The organism is uncultured Corynebacterium sp. (assembly GCF_946998835.1).
GTDB lineage: Bacteria > Actinomycetota > Actinomycetes > Mycobacteriales > Mycobacteriaceae > Corynebacterium.
On sequence record NZ_CAMQAZ010000011.1, the window covers coordinates 18,540 to 38,519 of the forward strand.

The 19,980-nt window shown below is 59.0% G+C and carries 20 protein-coding genes and 1 tRNA gene; 7 read left to right on the forward strand and 14 right to left on the reverse strand.

Features of this window, described 5'->3' with window-relative positions; genetic code table 11:
* Positions 1–79 precede the first annotated feature (79 nt).
* Positions 80–490, forward strand: coding sequence for a hypothetical protein (locus Q0U90_RS05345; RefSeq protein WP_297452424.1), 411 nt, complete (start codon positions 80–82; stop codon positions 488–490).
* Positions 491–970: 480 nt separating this feature from the next.
* Here Q0U90_RS05345 and Q0U90_RS05350 read toward each other — a convergent pair whose 3' ends face one another.
* The gene (locus tag Q0U90_RS05350) at positions 971–1,441 is read right to left on the reverse strand and encodes a hypothetical protein (protein WP_297452425.1); all 471 of its coding nucleotides are present in this window, start codon (positions 1,439–1,441) and stop codon (positions 971–973) included.
* Between the two features lie 91 nt (positions 1,442–1,532).
* Between Q0U90_RS05350 and Q0U90_RS05355 the strand changes: the two genes are divergently transcribed.
* A complete protein-coding gene (locus Q0U90_RS05355) occupies positions 1,533–1,757 on the forward strand; it encodes a tyrosine-type recombinase/integrase (protein WP_297452467.1) in 225 nt (74 codons plus the stop codon).
* 38 nt (positions 1,758–1,795) lie between these two features.
* Here Q0U90_RS05355 and Q0U90_RS05360 read toward each other — a convergent pair.
* Positions 1,796–1,877, reverse strand: a tRNA-Leu gene (locus tag Q0U90_RS05360).
* A gap of 215 nt (positions 1,878–2,092) precedes the next feature.
* Between Q0U90_RS05360 and Q0U90_RS05365 the strand changes: the two genes are divergently transcribed.
* Both Q0U90_RS05365 and Q0U90_RS05370 read left to right on the forward strand, forming a co-directional pair.
* A complete protein-coding gene (locus Q0U90_RS05365) occupies positions 2,093–2,488 on the forward strand; it encodes a hypothetical protein (RefSeq protein WP_297452426.1) in 396 nt (131 codons plus the stop codon).
* A gap of 33 nt (positions 2,489–2,521) precedes the next feature.
* Positions 2,522–2,875 (forward strand): DUF3817 domain-containing protein, encoded by a 354-nt coding sequence (locus tag Q0U90_RS05370; RefSeq protein ID WP_297452427.1) that lies wholly within the window; start codon positions 2,522–2,524, stop codon positions 2,873–2,875.
* A 6-nt stretch (positions 2,876–2,881) separates the two neighbouring features.
* On the opposite strand, the gene Q0U90_RS05375 is transcribed toward Q0U90_RS05370, so the two are convergent.
* From Q0U90_RS05375 to clpS, 8 genes are all read right to left on the reverse strand, one after another.
* Positions 2,882–3,577, reverse strand: a complete 696-nt coding sequence (locus tag Q0U90_RS05375) for a non-canonical purine NTP pyrophosphatase (protein WP_297452428.1) — start codon at positions 3,575–3,577, stop codon at positions 2,882–2,884.
* On the reverse strand, positions 3,574–4,335 hold the full coding sequence (gene rph / locus Q0U90_RS05380) for a ribonuclease PH (protein ID WP_048733016.1): 762 nt from the start codon (positions 4,333–4,335) through the stop codon (positions 3,574–3,576). The genes Q0U90_RS05375 and rph overlap by 4 nt, the downstream gene beginning before the upstream one ends.
* Before the next feature lie 68 nt (positions 4,336–4,403).
* Positions 4,404–5,153: an MBL fold metallo-hydrolase gene (locus Q0U90_RS05385; protein WP_297452429.1), complete on the reverse strand. Its 750-nt coding sequence runs from the start codon at positions 5,151–5,153 to the stop codon at positions 4,404–4,406.
* Between the two features lie 106 nt (positions 5,154–5,259).
* Positions 5,260–6,090, reverse strand: coding sequence for a glutamate racemase (gene murI, locus Q0U90_RS05390; RefSeq protein WP_297452468.1), 831 nt, complete (start codon positions 6,088–6,090; stop codon positions 5,260–5,262).
* 241 nt (positions 6,091–6,331) lie between these two features.
* Entirely contained in the window at positions 6,332–7,006 is a 675-nt protein-coding gene (locus Q0U90_RS05395; protein ID WP_297452430.1) for a rhomboid family intramembrane serine protease, read from the reverse strand.
* 16 nt (positions 7,007–7,022) lie between these two features.
* Complete coding sequence (locus tag Q0U90_RS05400) at positions 7,023–8,126, reverse strand: P1 family peptidase (protein WP_297452431.1); 1,104 nt, start codon at positions 8,124–8,126, stop codon at positions 7,023–7,025.
* A gap of 105 nt (positions 8,127–8,231) precedes the next feature.
* Entirely contained in the window at positions 8,232–8,783 is a 552-nt protein-coding gene (locus Q0U90_RS05405) for a DUF2017 domain-containing protein (protein WP_297452432.1), read from the reverse strand.
* A gap of 30 nt (positions 8,784–8,813) precedes the next feature.
* Positions 8,814–9,107, reverse strand: a complete 294-nt coding sequence (gene clpS / locus Q0U90_RS05410) for an ATP-dependent Clp protease adapter ClpS (RefSeq protein ID WP_005511165.1) — start codon at positions 9,105–9,107, stop codon at positions 8,814–8,816.
* Positions 9,108–9,188: 81 nt separating this feature from the next.
* Between clpS and Q0U90_RS05415 the strand changes: the two genes are divergently transcribed.
* The 3 genes from Q0U90_RS05415 (at position 9,189) to Q0U90_RS05425 (ending at position 14,389) form a co-directional block, all read left to right on the forward strand.
* On the forward strand, positions 9,189–10,499 hold the full coding sequence (locus Q0U90_RS05415; RefSeq protein WP_297452433.1) for a nicotinate phosphoribosyltransferase: 1,311 nt from the start codon (positions 9,189–9,191) through the stop codon (positions 10,497–10,499).
* Positions 10,500–10,510: 11 nt separating this feature from the next.
* Positions 10,511–12,616 carry an ATP-dependent DNA helicase gene (locus Q0U90_RS05420; RefSeq protein ID WP_297452434.1) on the forward strand — a complete coding sequence of 702 codons (2,106 nt, stop codon included), beginning with the start codon at positions 10,511–10,513 and terminating at the stop codon, positions 12,614–12,616.
* A gap of 189 nt (positions 12,617–12,805) precedes the next feature.
* Positions 12,806–14,389 (forward strand): AMP-binding protein, encoded by a 1,584-nt coding sequence (locus Q0U90_RS05425; RefSeq protein WP_297452435.1) that lies wholly within the window; start codon positions 12,806–12,808, stop codon positions 14,387–14,389.
* Here Q0U90_RS05425 and Q0U90_RS05430 read toward each other — a convergent pair.
* From Q0U90_RS05430 to nrdF, 4 genes are all read right to left on the reverse strand, one after another.
* On the reverse strand, positions 14,380–15,183 hold the full coding sequence (locus tag Q0U90_RS05430; RefSeq protein WP_297452436.1) for a peptidyl-tRNA hydrolase: 804 nt from the start codon (positions 15,181–15,183) through the stop codon (positions 14,380–14,382). The two genes, Q0U90_RS05425 and Q0U90_RS05430, sit on opposite strands and share 10 nt — an antisense overlap.
* Complete coding sequence (serB, locus tag Q0U90_RS05435; protein ID WP_297452437.1) at positions 15,183–16,475, reverse strand: phosphoserine phosphatase SerB; 1,293 nt, start codon at positions 16,473–16,475, stop codon at positions 15,183–15,185. The genes Q0U90_RS05430 and serB overlap by 1 nt, the downstream gene beginning before the upstream one ends.
* Positions 16,476–16,726: 251 nt before the next feature.
* Complete coding sequence (ctaD, locus tag Q0U90_RS05440) at positions 16,727–18,427, reverse strand: cytochrome c oxidase subunit I (protein ID WP_297452438.1); 1,701 nt, start codon at positions 18,425–18,427, stop codon at positions 16,727–16,729.
* A gap of 328 nt (positions 18,428–18,755) precedes the next feature.
* On the reverse strand, positions 18,756–19,772 hold the full coding sequence (gene nrdF / locus Q0U90_RS05445) for a class 1b ribonucleoside-diphosphate reductase subunit beta (protein ID WP_297452439.1): 1,017 nt from the start codon (positions 19,770–19,772) through the stop codon (positions 18,756–18,758).
* Between the last annotated feature and the right edge of the window lie 208 nt (positions 19,773–19,980).

Sequence of the window (19,980 nt, forward strand, 5' to 3'; positions counted from 1 at the left end):
GCGTTGTACCCTAGCCTCCGTCGCACACACGCGCTAGAATGGGGTCAAGTTTCCAGAGTTGATTTAAGGAGTGTACCTAATGTATACAAGCTTTTTCGAGCGCCAGCAGGAGGCCATGGCGCGTGTGGCCGAGTCGCAGGAGGTTTACGACCGTGCAGAGGCGGCGTACCAGGCGGCAGTCACCGAGCGCACGGATACCTACGACGCGGGAAAGACTGAGCGCGAGCAGCGCATGGCAGCCCTTGAGGAGGAGCAGGCGCGGCAGCGCGCCGCCCTTAATGCGGAGATGGATAATGACTACGCGGAGACGCTGGCGGAGGCCGACCGCGCAGTCAACGCCGCAGTGGAGACTGTCAATGCTGCACAGGACCCGTGGCGGGAGACCATCACCGCGGAGGTGGAATCTAAGACCGTCACGCGCCCGCAAATCGAGATGGCTGGCCTGACCTTGCCGCAGCGTCGCCACACGCACCGCAAGCAGGTCGCCTAGCAACAAGCGACTAGCCCCCAGGTGATTTAACTGGGGACTTTTTCATGCGTCAAAACTCACCCGCTGCGAGGTGCTGTGGCGGGCTGCGGGGAGCAGGGAACGGGAGGCCTGTGGCAGGTCGCAGGTGGCAGGCAGACTGTTCCCTAGACCGGGCGCTAGACCACGGTCTAGACCATGAAAAGTAAATTCTGTATGCGGGAAATGAGCATAGACCCGGAGCGTTAAAGCCCTAGACAGTCTGGGTTAAAGTCCTAGATACTTAGCGACAGAAAACCCGCCCAAGTCCGAGTTTTCCCAGGTTCGAGGCGGGTTTTCAGGGTCTACGCCCGAGGTATGAGGGGTCTTGCGGTCTAGAGCCAGGTACAACGGCCAGTCGCGCGGACATTACTACCGTCGAGGTGCCCATCAAGCGGGCCACGTCCGCCACGGCTAGGTCGCTCATGCAACACGCCCCCAGCCCCTTGGTGATACTCAGCCGGTCTAGCTCTCCGTCAGCTTCTCGCAGGCGAGCCAGGCGGCCACATCTCCCGCGTCAAAATGAGCCTTGTCCTGGCTGCTCTGTATGCCCGCCTTGCGATATTCCCACGTAAAGCGCAGCTGCCTCAGCGAGTCCCGCATGAGCCGCGTCGCCGCCTCCGTAGGGGCGGGCGGGGCAGTCACCGGCAGCGTTTTCAAGCCAGGCGCGCGACTAGTTAGGAACTGTAACAATCGGTTTTGTGAGACCCCGGCGAGTGTGGCCACCGCCCGGCGGGGCACCCCGAAATCGAGCAGCGCGCCTACCGCGTCACGGTGCCACTGCATGGTGCCCAGCTGCCCCGCGTGCTCCATGTCGCGGAGCAGTGCGGGGGCTGCGGCCCACATCTCGGAGCCGTCGATAGCATTCGCTGCGGCCTGTAGACGCTGCTCTAGCTCCGCGCGTGCGCGGCCTGCTGCACTGTAAATTTTCTGCACGTCTTTCATGGTCTACCCCTAGTGATAGGTGGCGTGTTCGTGTACCAGACAATCGAGCTGACCGGCGGTAGACGATACTTTTCCCAAGGGGCTGGTTCGCCATGACCTCCGTCACACTGCCGCGTCGCTTCTTATCTCGGCGGGTGCCAATGTGTTGCAGGTGCAGCGGCAGCTTGGTCACGCTAAGCCGTCGATTACGCTCGACACCTACTCCCACCTATTTGACTCGGGACTCGGCGAAGTGGGGGCGAAAATGGGCGAAATTTTAGGCTCTGGTTGCAGTGAGGTTGTAGTGGAAGCCCCCGCGGGAAAGTAAAATACCCGTGACCTGCATAGTCACGAGGTGTTTATGTGTGCGCCTGGGGAGACTTGAACTCCCACGCCCTAAGGCACTGGAACCTAAATCCAGCGCGTCTGCCAATTCCGCCACAGGCGCCTGTCTTCAAAATCCGTGACCGTTCCGTGCGGTCCCAGCAGGCACCAGCTACCGCTTAGCCGCCTACCGAGGCAACGAACCATCACAGCTCTTTTGGACTGTACACACTTTAACGGGTTCGCCGCAGATTTCCTAATGTCCTATCTAATGTCTCCTAACCTCTCATCAGGCAAGCGCGCTAGCTTGGCAGGTCACACACTAGCTATGGTGGTTGTGTGTCCACTTCACAGCATCCCAACACCACTGACAGGCCAGCAAAGATTCCCACTCGCACTCGAGTGGTGCAACTGATCTTCTTAGTCCTTGCTGTCGGCGCTACTCTTGCGCTCGCCTACTGGCAGCTCAGCAGGTGGAACACAACCAGCTCATTCCAGAATCTGGGCTACGCACTGCAGTGGCCCGCTTTCGGTCTGTTCTTTATTTGGGCCTATCGCAAGTACATGGAGTACGAACGAGAGCGCCTGAGCGGCAATACTGAGGCCGCATCCGAGTCCAAGGACAGTGTCATGACGGAAATCCCCGACGAGTTCCTGCCCACCAACCCAGATGGCACACGCAAGGTACCGCGCGTGGATGAGACACAATCGACTGACTCTAGTACCAACGCTTAGGCGACAACTGCTTACTCGAGAAAAGGACTTTTAGTGACCAACATCAACCCCGATCGTCAGGAGCGCGTGAAGAAGGCACTGACGTATTTCTCCATCACTGCTTACTTCACCGGTGTAATGCTGCTCCTGCTGTGCGCCGAGATGATCTACAAGTACCTCATCCTCGACAACTCCGCCGACGCGCCGCGGTGGTTCTTCTACACTGCCCAGATTCACGGCTTCGGCTACATGGCATTTCTGATTGCCACCGTAAACCTGGGCACCAAGGCCCGCTGGGAGCCGGCTAAGTGGATTATCACCGCTCTCGGCGGCGTTGTCCCGTTCCTCTCGTTCTACGTTGAGAAGAAGCGCCGTGAGGAAGTCGAGACCGCTTTCCAGCTGAAGTAGCGGTTGCTACCCCTCAGCCTCAGCCAGAATTTTCAGCGCCGGAGTCAAGGCACGCAGTGCACGCCCCCTGTGGCTAAATGCGTCCTTGTCTTCGGCGCTCATTTGTGCCGCAGACAAGGTGCCCTCAGCATCGTTGCCCTCTCCAATTGCAGGTGAGAACACCGGGTCGTAGCCGAACCCGTTATCCCCAACCGGCTCACGCAGAATGGAGCCCGGCCAGCGCCCCTCTACAACCAGCAGAAGGTTACCGGCTTCATCGAGGACGGCGGGGAAACCGCCGTCGGCAAGCGCGGACGGTACCTCGCCAACACCGGGGACGACTAGCGCGCAGGCGGTGCGGAAGGACGCTGTCCGACGCTTATCCGGGCAGTCACCCATCTGCGCGAGCAGCAGCTCGTAGTTAGCGACATCATCGCCGTGGGTGCCGGACCAGCGTGCGGAGAGCACACCCGGCATACCGTTTAGCTCGTCGACGCTCAGCCCTGAATCATCGGCCAAGCAGGCGTATCCGGTGTGAGTCGCGCCATCGAAAGCCTTGATATAGGCATTGTCCGCAAAAGTGCGACCGGTTTCGGGGCGCTCTGGGTACTCCGGGACGTCGCTAAGCGAAAGAAGCTCCACCGAATCGATCCCCGCCGCGCGCAGAATGCGGTCGAGTTCGACTAGTTTCTTGGAGTTTCGGGTAGCGACGAGGAGTTTCACGGCAGCTCACCTGGGTACGGTGCGCGCAGAACTTCCTGCTGCAGGGCGACGAGCTCGCGCAGACCCTTTTCAGCCGAGTCGAGCATGTCGTTCAGCTGATCGCGGTCGAAGGTGCCTTCCTCGCCAGTGCCCTGGATTTCGACGAACTTACCCTCAGCGGTCATCACCACGTTGAGGTCGACCTCAGCGCGGGAGTCCTCCTCGTAAGGCAGGTCCAAGCAGACGCGGCCGTCGATAATGCCGACCGAAACAGCTGCAACCGGCGCCTTCAGCGGTGTGCCCGGAACAGCGCCCGCTGCGTGCAGGTAAGTCAGGGCATCGGCCAGCGCGACATAGGCACCCGTGATGGAAGCGGTACGGGTACCGCCATCTGCCTGCAGAACATCACAGTCAATGTTGATGGTGTTCTCGCCGAGCTCCTTCAGATCGATAGCTGCGCGCAGGGAACGGCCAATCAGGCGGGAAATCTCGTGCGTACGACCCTTGACCTTGCCGCGCATCGACTCACGCGGCATGCGCTCGTGAGTAGAGGCCGGCAGCATGGAGTACTCAGCGGTCAGCCAGCCCTCACCGGAGTCACGCTTGAATCGCGGTACGGACTGCTCCACGGAAGCGGTGCACATCACGCGCGTGTTGCCGAAGGTCACCAGCACAGAACCGGCCGGATTGTCGGTGAAGCCACGAGTGATGGTCACCTTGCGCATTTCATCTACCGCGCGTCCATCGGCACGGCGAAAATCGGAATTAGCTGTAGTCATGCCCACTACCCTACCGCTCGGCGCGAATCTGTTGCGACAGCCCAGCGGCAACCCGACGATTGCTGGAGCTAGGCGCCCAGCTCCATGCCCAAGTAGGCCAATTCAATATCCCCAGCAAAGGTGCTCTTCGCGGCGCGCAGGGCCTCCTGCCCATCTGCGTACGGCGGAATGTGAGTCAAAACCAGCTTCTTAACCCCGGCTAGCGTCGCAGCCCGTCCGGCTTCGAAGCCCGACAGATGCATATTTGGGGGATTCCCCTCGTCGTTGCTGCACCACGTGGCCTCGCAGATGAAGATATCCGCATCCCGCGCCAGCTCCACCAACTCATCAGTCCATGCGGTATCGCCCGAGTACGCAATGGTCAGACCGTCCGCTTCAATGCGATATCCAACAGCTGGCACCGGGTGGATCATGGTGTACGGCGTGACGACGGCACCTCCGTCCGCTTCAGCCCCTCCAACCAGCAGTGGCTCGCCAGGATTGGTGACCACCTGATTAAAGGTGTCTTCCAAGTTCGCATCCTCTTCACTGCCCAGCGCTTCACACATGACCGCAATGCGGCGGTGAATATCCCCTGGGCCGACAAGCAGATTTCGGCAGCGCGCCGGGGCCGTCGGGTGGAAGCGGCGCCAGACAAGCAGCCCGGGGATGTCTGCCGTGTGGTCTGGGTGTACATGGGTCAGAAGTAAATCGCAGGCCGCGGGATCAGCGATTTTCTGCAATTCAGCGAGGACGCCAGGACCCAAATCAATGACAAAGGTTCGACCGTTATCCAGCTCAATGAAGTAGCCAGATGCTGGCGCCGATGGGCCACCCATGCTGCCCGTACATCCCAGAACCTTCAATCGCATACTTCAAGCTTGCCATGTAATTGGCCGAAGCAGCGCAAAAAACCAGTGGAGTGTCCGGGTTTAATAAGAAAGGTCACATTTGTGAATGCATAGTGACCTGGCTTATACCCGGGCCGAGGAAGCGCTTGGCCAGTGATGCAAAAACTTGCGGATCGCCAGTGGATTCAAAAGTGCGCATCGGGTTCGGATTGCTCTCCGGGTCTGCGAGCATGTCCGTCTCTGTGAGGATGCGCAGTACGTCCTTGGAAGTTTCCTCCGCCGAGGACACCAGGGCGACATCTTCGCCCATCGCCAGCTGAATAACACCGGACAGCAGTGGATAGTGCGTGCAGCCCAGCACGAGCGTGTCTACGCCGTCGGACTGCAGTGGTGCGAGGTAGCCCTCCGCAAGCCCCAGAATCTGGCGTCCCGAGGTGATGCCACGCTCCACAAAGTCCACGAACCGCGGGCAATCAACGGCGGAAACGTCCACACCGGGCACTGCATCAAAGAGGTCTTGGTAAGCACGGGAGCGAATCGTGGCGGCAGTACCGATGACACCGACTTTTCCATTCCTGGTGGTCGAGACCGCACGCCGCACGGCAGGCAGGATAACTTCGACAACCGGAACTGGGTAGCGTTCGCGGGCATCGCGCAAAAAAGCAGCCGAAGCGGTATTGCAGGCAATGACAATCATCTTGCAGCCGCGGGCAACCAATTCATCGGCAATCGCTTCAGCGTGCTGACGTACCTCGGCAATCCGCAGCGGGCCATAGGGACCATTGGCCGTATCGCCGATATACATAATCGACTCGTGCGGCAGCTGATCCATGATGGCACGTGCCACTGTCAGGCCGCCCACACCCGAGTCGAAGATGCCAATCGGCGCAGTCCTGTCGGGGAAGCCGTTATCCTGTGCCGCCAACTGATTGACCGCCTGAGTTTCCGCTCCTGCTCCCACCGCTATCTGGACTCCTCATATCGTTTGAAGGACTGGTTTTAACGAGTGCCGATGATTACCGAGTGCCTCTGTGATGTTTAAGTGTCAATCTTTCGGCGCACACCGAAACTCCCATTCTAGGCAGATTCTAAGCCGACCCTACTTAAGGGCCGAGTAGCTGATGCCGCAGAGTATTCGCGCTGCAGACTCCTAGCTACGCAGACCTCTAGCTACGTGTGCGACCACGCTTAAACATCATCGCAGCCCAGATACCCGCAAGCCCACCGAAGAGGTGCATCTGCCAACTGACAGCCATCTGTGTCGGCAGCACTCCCCAGATTAGACCCGAGTACATGGAGGCCAGAATCACGCCCAAAATGATCTGCATCACGCGACGATTAACAAAACCGCGGACCACCAAGAACGCGAGCCAACCGTAGATAAGACCGGACGCACCAATGTGGACCGTATTCGCACCGCCGACCAACCACGTCAGACCGCCACCAACTACCGTAATGAGAAGTGTGACCTGCCAAAATAACCGCTTCGACGACATTGCAATCAGACCGGCAAATAACGCCCCCGGCAGAGAGTTCGCCATAATATGCCCGTAATCTGCGTGCAGTAGCGGTGCGGCAAAGATTCCCCACACTGTCGAGGTTTCGCGTGGGCGCACACCGAAGTTATTCAGCGCACCGCCGAAGACGAATTCATTGACGAGAAAGACCGTCCAGATAACTACCAAGTACCCAATAGCCGTACTGATGGCCGCCCCGAGCCCGCCATCGCGATCTTGCGGAATAAGCTGATTATTTCGACGCTGCTGCACCGGACCGCCAGTCGGATACTGCGCATAGTTCTGGTAATTCTGCTGTCGTGCCGAGCCCCATTGCGGATTCATTGGCGAACGTCCCTCACTACTTGTCCAGCATCTCTGACAGCGCGGACACTCCCGCGCGTCCTGTTGCACTCATTACGGCATCGACAATAGCCATCTGCACCGCATCTGCTGACATCGCAGCCAGCAGTGCCACTACCTCCGAGCCCACGGGTTCAACGTTTCCGCCATCCTCCGCCTCTGCGGTGCTGAGTACAAACAGCGTGTCACCGTCCATCGGCGCATGCGCCGGCCGAATCGCCCGGGCCAGTCCATCATGACCGCACATCGCCAACCGCTTCAACTGTGCCGTCGTCAGCGGCGCATTGGTTACCAACGTGCCAATCGTCGTATTTCGCACGCTTGCCGACGATTCCCCATCCCCAGCCACATCAGCGAGAATCTTGGTCCTACCGACGAAAACCCGGTCCAACTGCGCCAATGCGTCCTCACTGGCACCGGCCGCCACAGGCATTCCGTAAAGGCGTCCCTCCGGGTCAATGACCGCCCCAAAGGAGTTAACCACCATGGCAGCGGCCACGAAATACTTGCCATCGGCTGAGTTCACGCGAGCTTGGCCAAAGCCACCCTTGATAGCACCGGCCATAGCTCCGACACCGGCACCTACTGTTCCAGAGGGAATGGTCTCCGGGACGTCGTCAAGCGCGTGCGACAACGCCTCGCGCCCGAGCTCTGCGGTGGGAAGCGTCGGTTCGCCCAACAGCAAATCGAAGATGACGGCGCCGGGAACGATGGGCACGAGGACGTCCGGCCGTGTTGGAGTGACCTCAAAACCGATGCCACGGTCATGCAGCTCGCGCATAACTCCATCTGCAGCGGCGAGACCGAACGCGGAGCCGCCAGCCAGAACGACAGCGTGCGCGCGTTCGACAGTATTTTCCGGCGCGAGCAGGTCGGTCTCACGGGTGCCGGGGCCACCGCCGCGGACATCGACAGCGCCGATGGCACCGCGTGGAGCGGCTATGACGGTAACTCCGGTATCTCCCTCGGTAGCGTGCCCGATGGAGATACCCTCGATGGAGTCGAGGCTGCCTGCGCCGACGTCGATGGTCGTGCCCAGCGCAGCACTGCTGGCCTGGTGTCGAACGTCGGCGGGGCTGATTGCGAAGATGTCAGAATTCATTGTCGACCACGGCACCTTTCACCACAGTTCATCGCAGTTGATCACTGCTAATCACTGTTGATTGCAGTTAATCTCTGCATTCTTTTGAGGTTTTACTGGGACTCACTACTCGCCCATGAGCTGATCCAGCAGCGATTCCTGGTTATAGGACAACCACTGGTACATCGCATCGGTCTGCTCAATCTGCTCGATGGACCCGTTGAGGTTCTCCATGGAAACATGCAGGTAAATACGCAAATCATTGATACCCGAAACCCAGGCGTGGGCATCGCTTTCCGAAATGGATACCTGCCCGGACTCCGCCGGTTCCAGAGCGTCGATGATGGCGCGCAGTGAGTGGAGCTTGGCTTCAACAATCTCCGATTCATAGAGCTGGCGCATGAGGGCATTTTCCCCCTCGACGCTCTCAGCTCCTGGCTTAGCGAAATCCGGCAACAGGCGCGCGAGCTTCGGGTCAGTCGGGGCTTCCGCGTGCCCGACGGGCATCCCTGTCATCTCTGCGAGCTCATCCTTCGGCGCTGTTCGGGCGCGCTCCATTAGCGAGTCCGCCACAGTAGCAGCCAGATTCAGCAGCAAATCCCGCTCCGCCCCCTCGAATGCCGTGACGTACTTGACGCCACCGCCGAGAAGGGACCGCTTGCGCTTCCAAGGACGCATGTAATTTCTCTCCCGCTGTCGTATTTCGGCTTAGTCAGCCTGCTCCATTGTTGCCCACAGTCCTGCCTTGTGAAGTTTCTTCACATCGGCCTCTACCTTGTCACGCTCACCGGAAGACACGATTGCCTTGCCTTCCGTGTGGACCGTCATCATCAAGGCATGCGCCTTCTTTCGATCCATGCCGAAGAGCATCTGGAATACGTAGGTGACATAACTCATGGAATTAACCTGGTCATCCCACACAATGCACTGCCAGGGTCGGTTCGATTCCGTCACGACATCGGCATCCATGGTGGGCATCGGTGTTGCTGCTGGCATGCTCATAGCCACCAGGATAGTACGGAGTGACGCACACTCGCCGGAACCGACTGCCCCGGTCAGCAAACGCGGACTAGACTGTTCAGCGTGATTGATAAGCATTCCTCCACCGCCCTTCTCACCGACAAGTACGAGCTGACGATGCTGCAGGCATCGCTTGCCGACGGGTCCGGCGAGCGCCAGGTCGCCTTCGAGGTGTTTGGCCGCCGCCTGCCGAATGAGCGCCGCTATGGTGTTGTCGCTGGTACAGCGCGCGTGCTGGATGCTATCCGCAACTTCCGCTTCACCGAGGACCAGCTGGCTTCGCTGGACTTCCTCGACGACCGGACGTTGGACTACCTGCGCAACTATTCCTTTACCGGCCAAGTCGACGGCTACCGCGAGGGCGAACTCTACTTCCCCGCCTCACCTATTTTGACGGTCCGAGGCACTTTCGCTGAGTGCGTCATTTTGGAGACGGTCATTCTCTCCATTCTCAACGCGGACTCCGCCATCGCCTCGGCGGCAACCCGCATGGTCACTGCCGCCGGCGGTCGCCCGATTATTGAAATGGGCTCCCGCCGTACTCATGAAGAGGCCGCGGTGACTGCCGCCCGTGCCGCCTACCTGGCAGGTTTCAGCGCAACCTCCAACTTGGAGGCGGCAGCGCGGTACAACATTCCGGCCTCCGGTACTGCGGCGCACGCGTGGACTCTGTTGCACACCAACCCAGATGGCACAACAAACGAAGCTGCTGCCTTCAAGGCGCAGATTGACACGCTGGGAACGGACACCACTTTGTTGGTGGATACCTACGACATCACCGAGGGTGTCAACACCGCCATTGAGGTCGCGGGCCCCGAGCTCGGCGGTGTCCGCATCGACTCCGGTGACTTGGGCGTTCTCGCACGCCAGGTCCGCCAGCAGCTGGATTCGCTGGGTGCCCACAACACCAACATCGTGGTGTCCTCTGACCTCGATGAGTTCGCAATTGCGGCGCTGAGGGCAGAACCGGTTGATGTCTACGGTGTGGGCACCTCTGTAGTCACTGGTTCCGGCGCACCGACTGCGGGGCTGGTCTACAAGATGGTGGAAGTTGATGGGGTTCCCGTCGCCAAGCGTTCTCTGGATAAGCGGAGCCACGGTGGCGTGAAGGCGGCGATTCGGACCTGCCGCCGTTCCGGTACCGCTGTGGAGGAAATCGCCTTCCCGCTCGGCTCTGAGATTCCGGATGTGGGCAACCTGCAATACCGCGATCTGACTATTCCGATGATGCGCGATGGCGAGGTCGTCGATGGTCTGCCGACGCTGGAAGAGTCCCGCGAACACTTGGTAAAGGCCCTGGTCAGCCTCCCGTGGGAGGGGCTCGCCCTCTCCCGTGACGAGCCGGTGCTGTCCGTCCGTTTCCACGGCGTCTAGGCGGCGGGACTGTGTCGGATACTCCCGAGCACGCAGATTTTGCTGACCTCTCGGACGACTTTGATGACGTTGATGGGGCAGATGAGCTAGACGACCAAGTTCCACCGAGCGCCAGCGTCCATGACCTTGACAGCATCGAATCGCTTCTCGATGCGGCAGTCGAGGGACTCGGCGGAACGACGCGGCCCAATCAGGTCAAGATGTCCCGCGCGGTTGCCTCAGCCTTTGCCCGCGAACGACATCTAGCGGTACAGGCCGGCACCGGTACAGGTAAGTCGCTGGCATACCTGGTTCCCTCCATCGTGCAGGCAATGGAATCCGACGAGTCTGTAATTATCTCCACGGCGACCATTGCTCTACAGCGCCAGCTGGTTGAGCGCGACTTGCCGCGGCTGGTCAGGTCACTGGAACCGCACTTGTCCCGTACTCCGACCTTCGCAATTCTCAAGGGTCGCTCAAACTACCTGTGCAAGTCCAAGGTTGGCAATGTCATCGCAGATCCAGTCCTGGACGGTGACGAGTCCGAGCAGGCAAGCATGGGCGGCCCCACTGCTCTGCTCAGCGAAGCGCAACTCAGCCGCACTGCCGCTGAGGTCATGCGGCTGCGCGAATGGGCCAATGACACCGACTCTGGCGACCGTGACAGCCTGGACAAGGGCGTTTCCAACGAAGCCTGGCGGCAGGTCTCCGTCACGGCCCGCGAATGCGTCGGCGCTATCTCCTGCCCCTTCGGCGAAGAATGTTTTGCCGAACAAGCACGTCGCGAAGCCTCAAACGTCGACATCGTGGTCACCAATCACGCACTACTGGCCATCGATGCGCTCTCCGACGCCATGATTCTGCCGCAGCACGACTGCGTTGTCATCGACGAGGCCCACGAGCTCGATGGCCGCATCACTTCTGTCGCCACCGACGAGCTCTCCCCCGCCGGTATCACCATGATGGCTCGCCGTGCCCGCAAGTTCGGCGCCACAGAGCAGGTCGATGATGTCATCGACGCCACGGATCTACTAGGCGAAACCGTCGCATTGCTTGCCGACGCCCACAGCGGCGCACTCGAAGAAATTCCAGGTGAGCTGGGAACGGCGCTGGCTTCGCTCCGCGATAGCCTGTGGCAACTGCAGACCACGCTAGGTACCTCTGGCTCAGGCGGCTCTGGCGGGTCGGGCTCCGGGGGTTCGGGTTCCGACTCTGACAGCACGGAACGTCAGACCGTGCGCGCAGCCGTGGAGAACATGCACGACACCGTCGTTCGTATTCTGGAGTTCAGCAGCGACGATGTCGTATGGCTTGGCGAGAACAAGACAGTTTATGTCGCTCCCTTGTCCATCGCAGCACTGCTTCGCGAACGCCTCTTCGGCGAATCCACCGTCGTCTTGACTTCAGCAACGCTGGCTCTTGGTGGCAAGTTCGATGCCATGGCCGCTGCTTGGGGGCTTCCTTCTGGACAGTGGGATGGCTTGGACGTCGGCACGCCCTTTGACCCGCAGAAATCCGGAATCCTCTACGTCGCACGCGACCTGCCGCGCCCCGGGCGCGACGGTGCCACCCCAGAGCAGTTCGCAATCATGGAGCGCCTTATCCGCGCCGCTGGTGGGCGCACGCTGGGACTATTCTCATCTCGTCGTGGCGCCGAGGCTGCCGCGGAGGAAATGCGCAAACGCCTGCCTTACGACGTCCTGTGCCAGGGCGATGACTCTATCGGTGCCCTGGTCGATCGCTTCGCCGCTAACCCGCAGACGTGTTTGTTTGGCACGTTGACGCTGTGGCAGGGTGTCGATGTTCCCGGCCCATCGCTGTCCTGTGTCATCATCGACCGCATCCCATTCCCCCGTCCCGATGACCCGCTGCTATCCGCGCGCTCCGATGCCGCTAACGCCGCTGGTAGAAACGGATTTATGGAGGTCTCAGCGACCCATGCAGCACTGTTGATGGCGCAGGGTTCTGGTCGTCTGCTGCGTCGGGTCGATGACCGCGGGGTCGTTGCGGTACTGGATTCACGATTGGCGACAGCCCGCTATGGTTCCTGGATTGCCGCGTCGATGCCGGACTTCTGGCGAACAACCAATCTAGATACTGCAGCTGGGGCGTTAAAACGGTTGACGCAGGAAGCTTGATTCGGGGGCCTGTTTCGGGAGCGTGATTCGCGGGTAGTCCGGATTCTGGAAAGGTTTTCACAAAACTCGTACGCTTTTCTTTTCAATACATTATTGTGATGTGAAACACAGCGGAGTTGCCGTAGTCGTCCACGTAATACCGGGAGGATTAAGCAGCTTTGCGCGAGAACAGAAAGGCGATTTTCCCTCATGCCTCTTTCCAGTAACCTCCCCGACGTAAACATTCCAGAAACCTCGCTCTTTGACTTCCTCTTTGGTGAAATTGAGCCACGTCACCAGGACAAGATTGCAATCGTTGACTCAGGCTCAGAAGTCACCTTCGGTGATTTGAAAGCCAGCATTGAGAAGTTCGCGGGCGCACTGGCCGCACGCGGTATTAAGAAGGGCGACGTTGTAGCACTCCACTGCCCCAATTCGACGACCTTCGCAGTCGCCCTCCACGGTGTCCTGCGCGCCGGCGCTATCTGTACGACGGTTGCATCGCTGGCAACTGCCGAGGACATTGAAAACCAACTGCGTATCTCTGACGCCAAGATGATGCTGACTACCTCATCAATCGGTTGGGCGGGCGCCCACGGCGCTGAGGCCGCTGGTCTCCCGGAAGACATGATTATTGGCCTGACTGGTCTCCACGGCATGGGTGAGCTGCTCGCCGAGGGCCACGCGGCCCCGGACGTCGAGGTCTCCCCCGATGACGTTGCCGTGATTCCATTCTCCTCCGGAACAACTGGCGTTCCGAAGGGCGTGCAGCTTACGCACCGCAACCTGGTGGCTAATGTCGTGCAGGCTGGCGGCGCCGCTGCCGGAGCGCTGACGGAGGACACCCCGGCCGTGACCATCCTGCCGTTCTTCCACATCTACGGCCTGACCGCGCTGCTGAACCTGTGCCTGTGGCGCCGTACGACGCAGTACACGATGGGCAAGTTCGATTTCGTAGATTTCCTTTCCATCATCGCAGACAACAAGGCGAAGTTCGCATTCGTCGCGCCACCGGTTGCCGTCGGCTTGGCCAAGCACCCCGCCGTCGATTCCTTCGACCTGTCCAGCTTGGAGACCATCTTCTCCGGCGCGGCATCCCTCCAGCTCGATCTCGCAGAACAGGTCGAAAAGCGTCTCGACTGTGTGGTTGCACAGGGCTACGGCATGACCGAATCCTCGCCAGCTACGCACATCCGCATCGGCCACGATAGCCCCCTGGACTCGATTGGCCGGGCAGTCCCCAACACTCAATACAAGATTGTTGACCTTGAGGCCGACGGCTACCAGGAAATCCCCGTTCCTTCCGAAGGCCGCTCGAAGCCTGGCGAACTGTGGGTTTACGGCCCGCAGGTCATGAAGGGTTACCTCAATAATCCGAAGGCTAACGCAGAGACGCTTGTCGACGGTTGGCTGCGCACCGGCGATGTTGCGGAACTCGATGAACACGGGAATGTGTACATCGTGGATCGTTTCAAGGAACTGATTAAGTACAAGGGCTACCAGGTTCCGCCGGCGGAGCTCGAGTCCGTGCTGCTCAGTCACCCGGATATCGCCGATGCCGCCTGCTCTGGTGTCATTCGCTCCGACGGCGAGGAGATTCCAAAGGCCTATGTCGTCCTCAAGACTGGCAAGCAGGTAACGGAGGACGAGATTATGGACTACGTTGCCGACCGCGTCGCACCGTACAAGAAGGTTCGAGTCGTCGAATTCATGGAGGAGATTCCGAAGTCGGCGACGGGCAAGATTCTACGCAAGGACCTCAAGGCCATGGAGGCAGCCCGCGCTCAGGCGTGAGTTGCTACCCCAGGGGTGACTGCCACAGTCACTGACCCGGGTGCAATCTCAGTAAACCCGGCATCCTGAACCTCAACTGCGCGGAGCTCTGGCGCAGGCCACTGCTCCCGCGGTATTTCTTTGACGTCCAAGGGGTAACCGCTTTGCGCCCAAGCCCACGCTTCCTCGACGGGCAAAGTGGCTGCGTAGAGCATCGAGCCATGCCCAACCTGCGCGGCTACCTTTCCGACGGACATGCCCAGGTTCTTGTCCACCCAGATAACCGGCGGAGTGAAGGTGACAGCACGGCTATCCCCACGCTGTTCCACAGAGACATCGTTCTCCGGGGCGTCGTAAGGCAAATCGGTGCCGGAAATTTGTAGTTTGGCAATCTCCGGATAAGTTTCAGCCACCGGCGTTGGCAACAGCGCACGAGCCTGGGCACCGTCAACTTCAACTGTGACACCCGGTGCGAGCTGAGCGCGTTGCCAGCCAACGTTGCGGGCACGGCGCGAAAGCTTGCGGATGCGCGCACCGTACCAGGACGTCAGCCCCTGCTGGTAGGCCGAAGCATCATCGCCTGCGCGCTTATCCAGGCAGCAGGCGACAACTGCCATAGCGGCAGCACGAAGAATCGCCTTCCGGGAAGGGCGTTCCTTCTTCGGAATCTCCAGCACAATCGCCATTGCCCATGGCACGTCCTCACCGTGGTCTTTCCTATCGGGCTGCGGCAGGAGGCTATGGGCTGTGCGAAACCACTCCGGAACCGATTCTTCAGCCGAATCAGCTGGGTCGTTGTGATTCTTGATTGGCACTACTGCTCCAACGGCACGCGGCGGAAGGTGCCATCTTCGCGGTCGGCATCATCGATTTCATCACGGGAAATACCGAGCATGAACAAAATCGAGTCCATGAACGGCACGTTAACGGAGGTGTCTGCAATTTCCTTCAGTGCCGGCTTTGCGTTGAAGGCAATGCCGAGACCTGCGACCGATAGCATGTCGATATCATTGGCACCATCGCCGACGGCGACAGTCTGGTGCATTTGAAGCCCCGACTCCTTTGCGAATGCCTTGAGGCTGCGGGCCTTTTCCTGCCTATCGACGACACCGCCAATCACGCGGCCGGTCAACTTACCGTCCTCAACTTCGAGGGTGTTGGCCTTGTAGAAGTCCAGGCCCAAATCCTTCGCCAACGGTTCCAAAATCTGGATAAAACCACCGGAGACTGCACCGCACTTGTAGCCAAGACGCTTCAGGGTGCGAATAGTAGTGCGGGCACCTGGGGTCAACTCAATGGAATTTGTGACCTCTTCAAGGACGCTGACCGGCAGACCAGCCAGGGCCTTGACACGCTCATGCAGGGACTCAGCGAAGTCCAGCTCGCCACGCATAGCGCGATCCGTAACAGCCGCCACCTCGGCCTCACGGCCAGCGTGGGCAGCCAGCATTTCGATTACCTCGCCGGTAATCAGAGTCGAGTCCACGTCAAAGCAGATTAGACGCTTGGAACGGCGCTGCAACCCTGCACGCTCGATTGCGATGTCGATCTCCTGGTCTTGTGCCAACTGCGCCAGGGCCTTACGCAGTGGAATACCAGCACCCGGCTTCGGATCCGGAATAGAGACAAGCAATTCCAGACCGGTAACCGGGTAATCAGCAATACCGCGAATGGAATCAATGTTTGCACCGTAGTCAGCGAGCGTACGGCCAATCCGAGAGATGTCCTCGGCATTGACCGGGTTGCCGAGTACGACAAGTGCGTGAGTGGACACAGCGCTGCGCTCAATTGGGGCATCAAGGTGGAAACTGACCGTCATGCCGTGCGGTTTCAGCGTTTCAATGAGCCCCTCTCGGAGGACTCCGACCTTCTCCTCGGTGACGCCGACAAGTGCGCCGAGACTTAGGTTAGAGCGGAAAACCGACTGCTCCACATCCAGAATCTGGACCCCGTATGCGGCGAGTACGCGGAAGAATGCTGCCGAAACACCCGGGCGGTCGCGGCCGACAGCCGTAATAAGAACCGGGGCCAGGCCCGAAGCTAGCGAAACTGACAGCGCGTCAGAATCTGCAGACTGACTGGGAGAGGAAATTACCTGTTCATTCACCAATCCAGTATCGCACGAAGCACATGTAGAGTGCTCATCGCCTAGCGGGATTCGGCACTTCAGAGGGTGGCCGATTTGTTTTGGCTCTACACTCGACTCTCCGCCCCCCCCATATCCGTCCCCTCCCCAATCCCACCCCATGAAAACCTGTTAAAGACAAGGCAACGGCCCCATCACGGGAAACCGTGATGGGGCCGTAGCTTCGCGTAGTTTTTAACTCAGAGTTGCATTAGCCATGTAGCCACTAGCGCTTAGAGCTGACGACCAACGTGAGCCTCTGCGCGCTGACGCTCAACCATGTGCGGGTAGTGCAGCTCGAATGCCGGGCGCTCCGAGCGGATACGCGGCATCGAGGTGAAGTTGTGGCGCGGCGGCGGGCAAGAGGTAGCCCACTCGAGGGAGTTGCCGTAACCCCACGGGTCATCAACAGTGACGACCTCGCCGTAGCGCCAGGACTTGAAGACGTTCCAGACGAACGGGATAACGGACAGACCCAGGATGAACGCACCCACAGTGGAGATCATGTTCAGCGTGGTGAAACCGTCGGTCTCGAGGTAGTCGGCGTAACGACGCGGCATACCTTCGTTACCCAGCCAGTGCTGAACCAGGAAGGTCAGGTTGAAGCCGATGAAGGTCAACCAGAAGTGAACCTTTGCCAGCTTCTCGTCGAGCATACGACCGGTCATCTTCGGGAACCAGAAGTAAACGCCCGAGTAGGAAGCGAAGACCAGGGTACCGAACAGCGTGTAGTGGAAGTGTGCAACGACGAAGTAGGTGTCGGAGACGTGGAAGTCCAGCGGCGGGGAAGCCAGCATAATACCGGTCAGACCACCGAACAGGAAGGTCACGATGAAGCCGAGAGCGAAGGTCATCGGGGACTCGAAGGTCATGTGGCCGCGCCACATGGTACCCATCCAGTTGATGAACTTAACACCGGTCGGGACCGAAATCAGGAAGGTCATGAACGAGAAGAACGGAAGCAGAACGCCACCGGTCACGAACATGTGGTGCGCCCACACAGCCATGGACAGACCTGCAATAGACAGGGTTGCGAAGACCATACCTGCGTATCCGAACAGCGGCTTGCGGGAGAAGACCGGCACAACCTCGGTGATGATGCCCACGAACGGCAACAGCAGGACGTAGACCTCTGGGTGACCGAAGAACCAGAACAGGTGCTGCCACAGCATGGCGCCACCGTTAGCCGGGTCGTAGATGTGACCGCCCAGCTTACGGTCGTACAGAACGCCGAGAGCAGCTGCAGTCAGAATCGGGAAGATCAGCAGAGCCAGGATCGAGGTGACCAGGATGTTCCAGGTGAAGATCGGCATACGGAACATGGTCATGCCCGGTGCGCGGAGGCACAGAACTGTGGTGGTCATGTTAATAGCGGAAGCGATGGTACCGACACCACCGATACCGACACCGACGATCCACAGGTCAGAACCGACACCCGGGGAGTGAATCGGGTCAGACAGCGGGGAGTACATGGTCCAACCGAAGTCAGCAGCACCACCCGGGGTCAGGAAGCCCGACAGCATCAGAATGCCACCGACAGTGGTCAGCCAGAAGCCGAAAGCGTTCAGACGCGGGAAAGCCACGTCCGGCGCACCAATCTGAAGCGGCAGAATGTAGTTAGCAAAACCCCACACAATCGGGGTACCGAACAGAAGCAGCATCACCGTGCCGTGCATGGTGAACATCTGGTTGAACTGCTCGTTGGAAAGGAACTGGAGTCCTGGGGCGAAGAGCTCAGCACGGATAAGCAGAGCCATCAGGCCGCCGACAAAGAAGAACGAGAAGGACATAATGATGTACATAATGCCCAGCTTCTTGTGGTCGGTCGTGGTCAGCATATCCCACGCCCAGCTGCCCTTACGCTCATGTCCGAACGGCTGCGGCCGTTCCGGCGCTACAACGCCGTGATCTGGACGAGGCGCTACTGCAGTCATTCTTCCTCCTTACTACGCGAAGATTTCCTGTAACTCACTACAGGGATTTTAAGTTTTGTCCTTGTGAGAATAGTGCAGGTGAGTACGCGACGGCGAACCCACCTACCGCTATGTGCCAGATTCTAGTCTGAACCTTGGAAAAAGTTAAGGCTAAGGGATTTTCCGGCTCACTTCCCTGCTCAGTTAAGCACACTATTAGTTTCCTGAGAATTGTCTTAACCTGGGCTAACGCCTTTTTAGCAGGAATCGCCGCGGTTAAGACTACTACCCCCGTGTGTGCGATCACTACAGCAGGAACCGTGATGAAAAGGTCCCTATACCTCTGCTTTTAGAAGTCCCAGTCCTCATCCTCGGTCACTTCGGCCTTACCCATGACGTAGGAAGAACCGGAACCTGAGAAGAAGTCATGGTTTTCGTCAGCATTCGGCGACAGCGCCGACAGGATTGCCGGTGAAACCCGAGTTTCGTCGGACGGGAACATGCCCTCGTACCCTAGGTTGTTCAGCGCCTTGTTGCCGTTGTAACGCAGGAAGCGCTTGACATCCTCAGTCCAGCCGAGCTCGTCGTACATTTCCTCGGTGTACTGGATCTCATTGTCGTAGAGGTCAAACATGAGATCGAAGGTGTATTCCTTCAGCTCGTCACGCTCTGCCTGGGTCAGACGCTCGAGGTTGCGCTGGTACTTGTAACCGATGTAGTAACCGTGCACTGCCTCATCACGAATAATCAGACGAATGATATCCGCGGTATTGGTCAGCTTGGCGTGGCTGGACCAGTACATCGGCAGGTAAAAGCCCGAGTAAAATAGGAAGGACTCCAGCAGCGTGGAAGCAACCTTCTTCTTCTGCGGGTTATCGCCCTCGTAGTAGTCGAGGATGATCTTGGCCTTCTTCTGCAGGTACTCGTTTTCCTCACCCCAGCGGAAAGCATCCTGAATCTCAGGGGTCGACGCCAGTGTCTGGAAGATTGACGAGTAGCTCTTAGCGTGCACCGACTCCATGAAGGCAATGTTGGTGTACACAGCTTCCTCGTGCGGGGTCAGCGCATCTGGAATAAGTGATACCGCACCAACCGTGCCCTGGATGGTGTCCAGCATGGTCAGGCCAGTGAATACGCGCATGGTGGTGCGCTGTTCCAAGGCGTTGAGCGTATTCCAGCTCTTGATGTCGTTCGACAGCGGCACCTTTTCCGGCAACCAGAAGTTACCGGTCAGACGATCCCAAACCTCGAGATCCTTGTCATCAGGAATCGTATTCCAGTCAATTGCCGCTACTGGGCATGCACGCGCTTCTGGATTCTTCTCACGATGGGCCGGAGTCGAGGGCGGGCAATCATCGAAACTCACGTGGAAACCTCTCCCTTTTCATTCATATCGCCGTTTTTTAGAGTGCACCTTATATATAAGGTGCACTCTTCACTCTTTACGAGCTCAAACAGCAACTGCAGCTGCGTCGACTATTTCAGCCGCGTCTCGCCACAAAACGTCAGGCTCCCGGTAAAAGGAGCCACTACTCTCTGCAGCTTACCCACACCGCTGACCTAATGCACCTCAC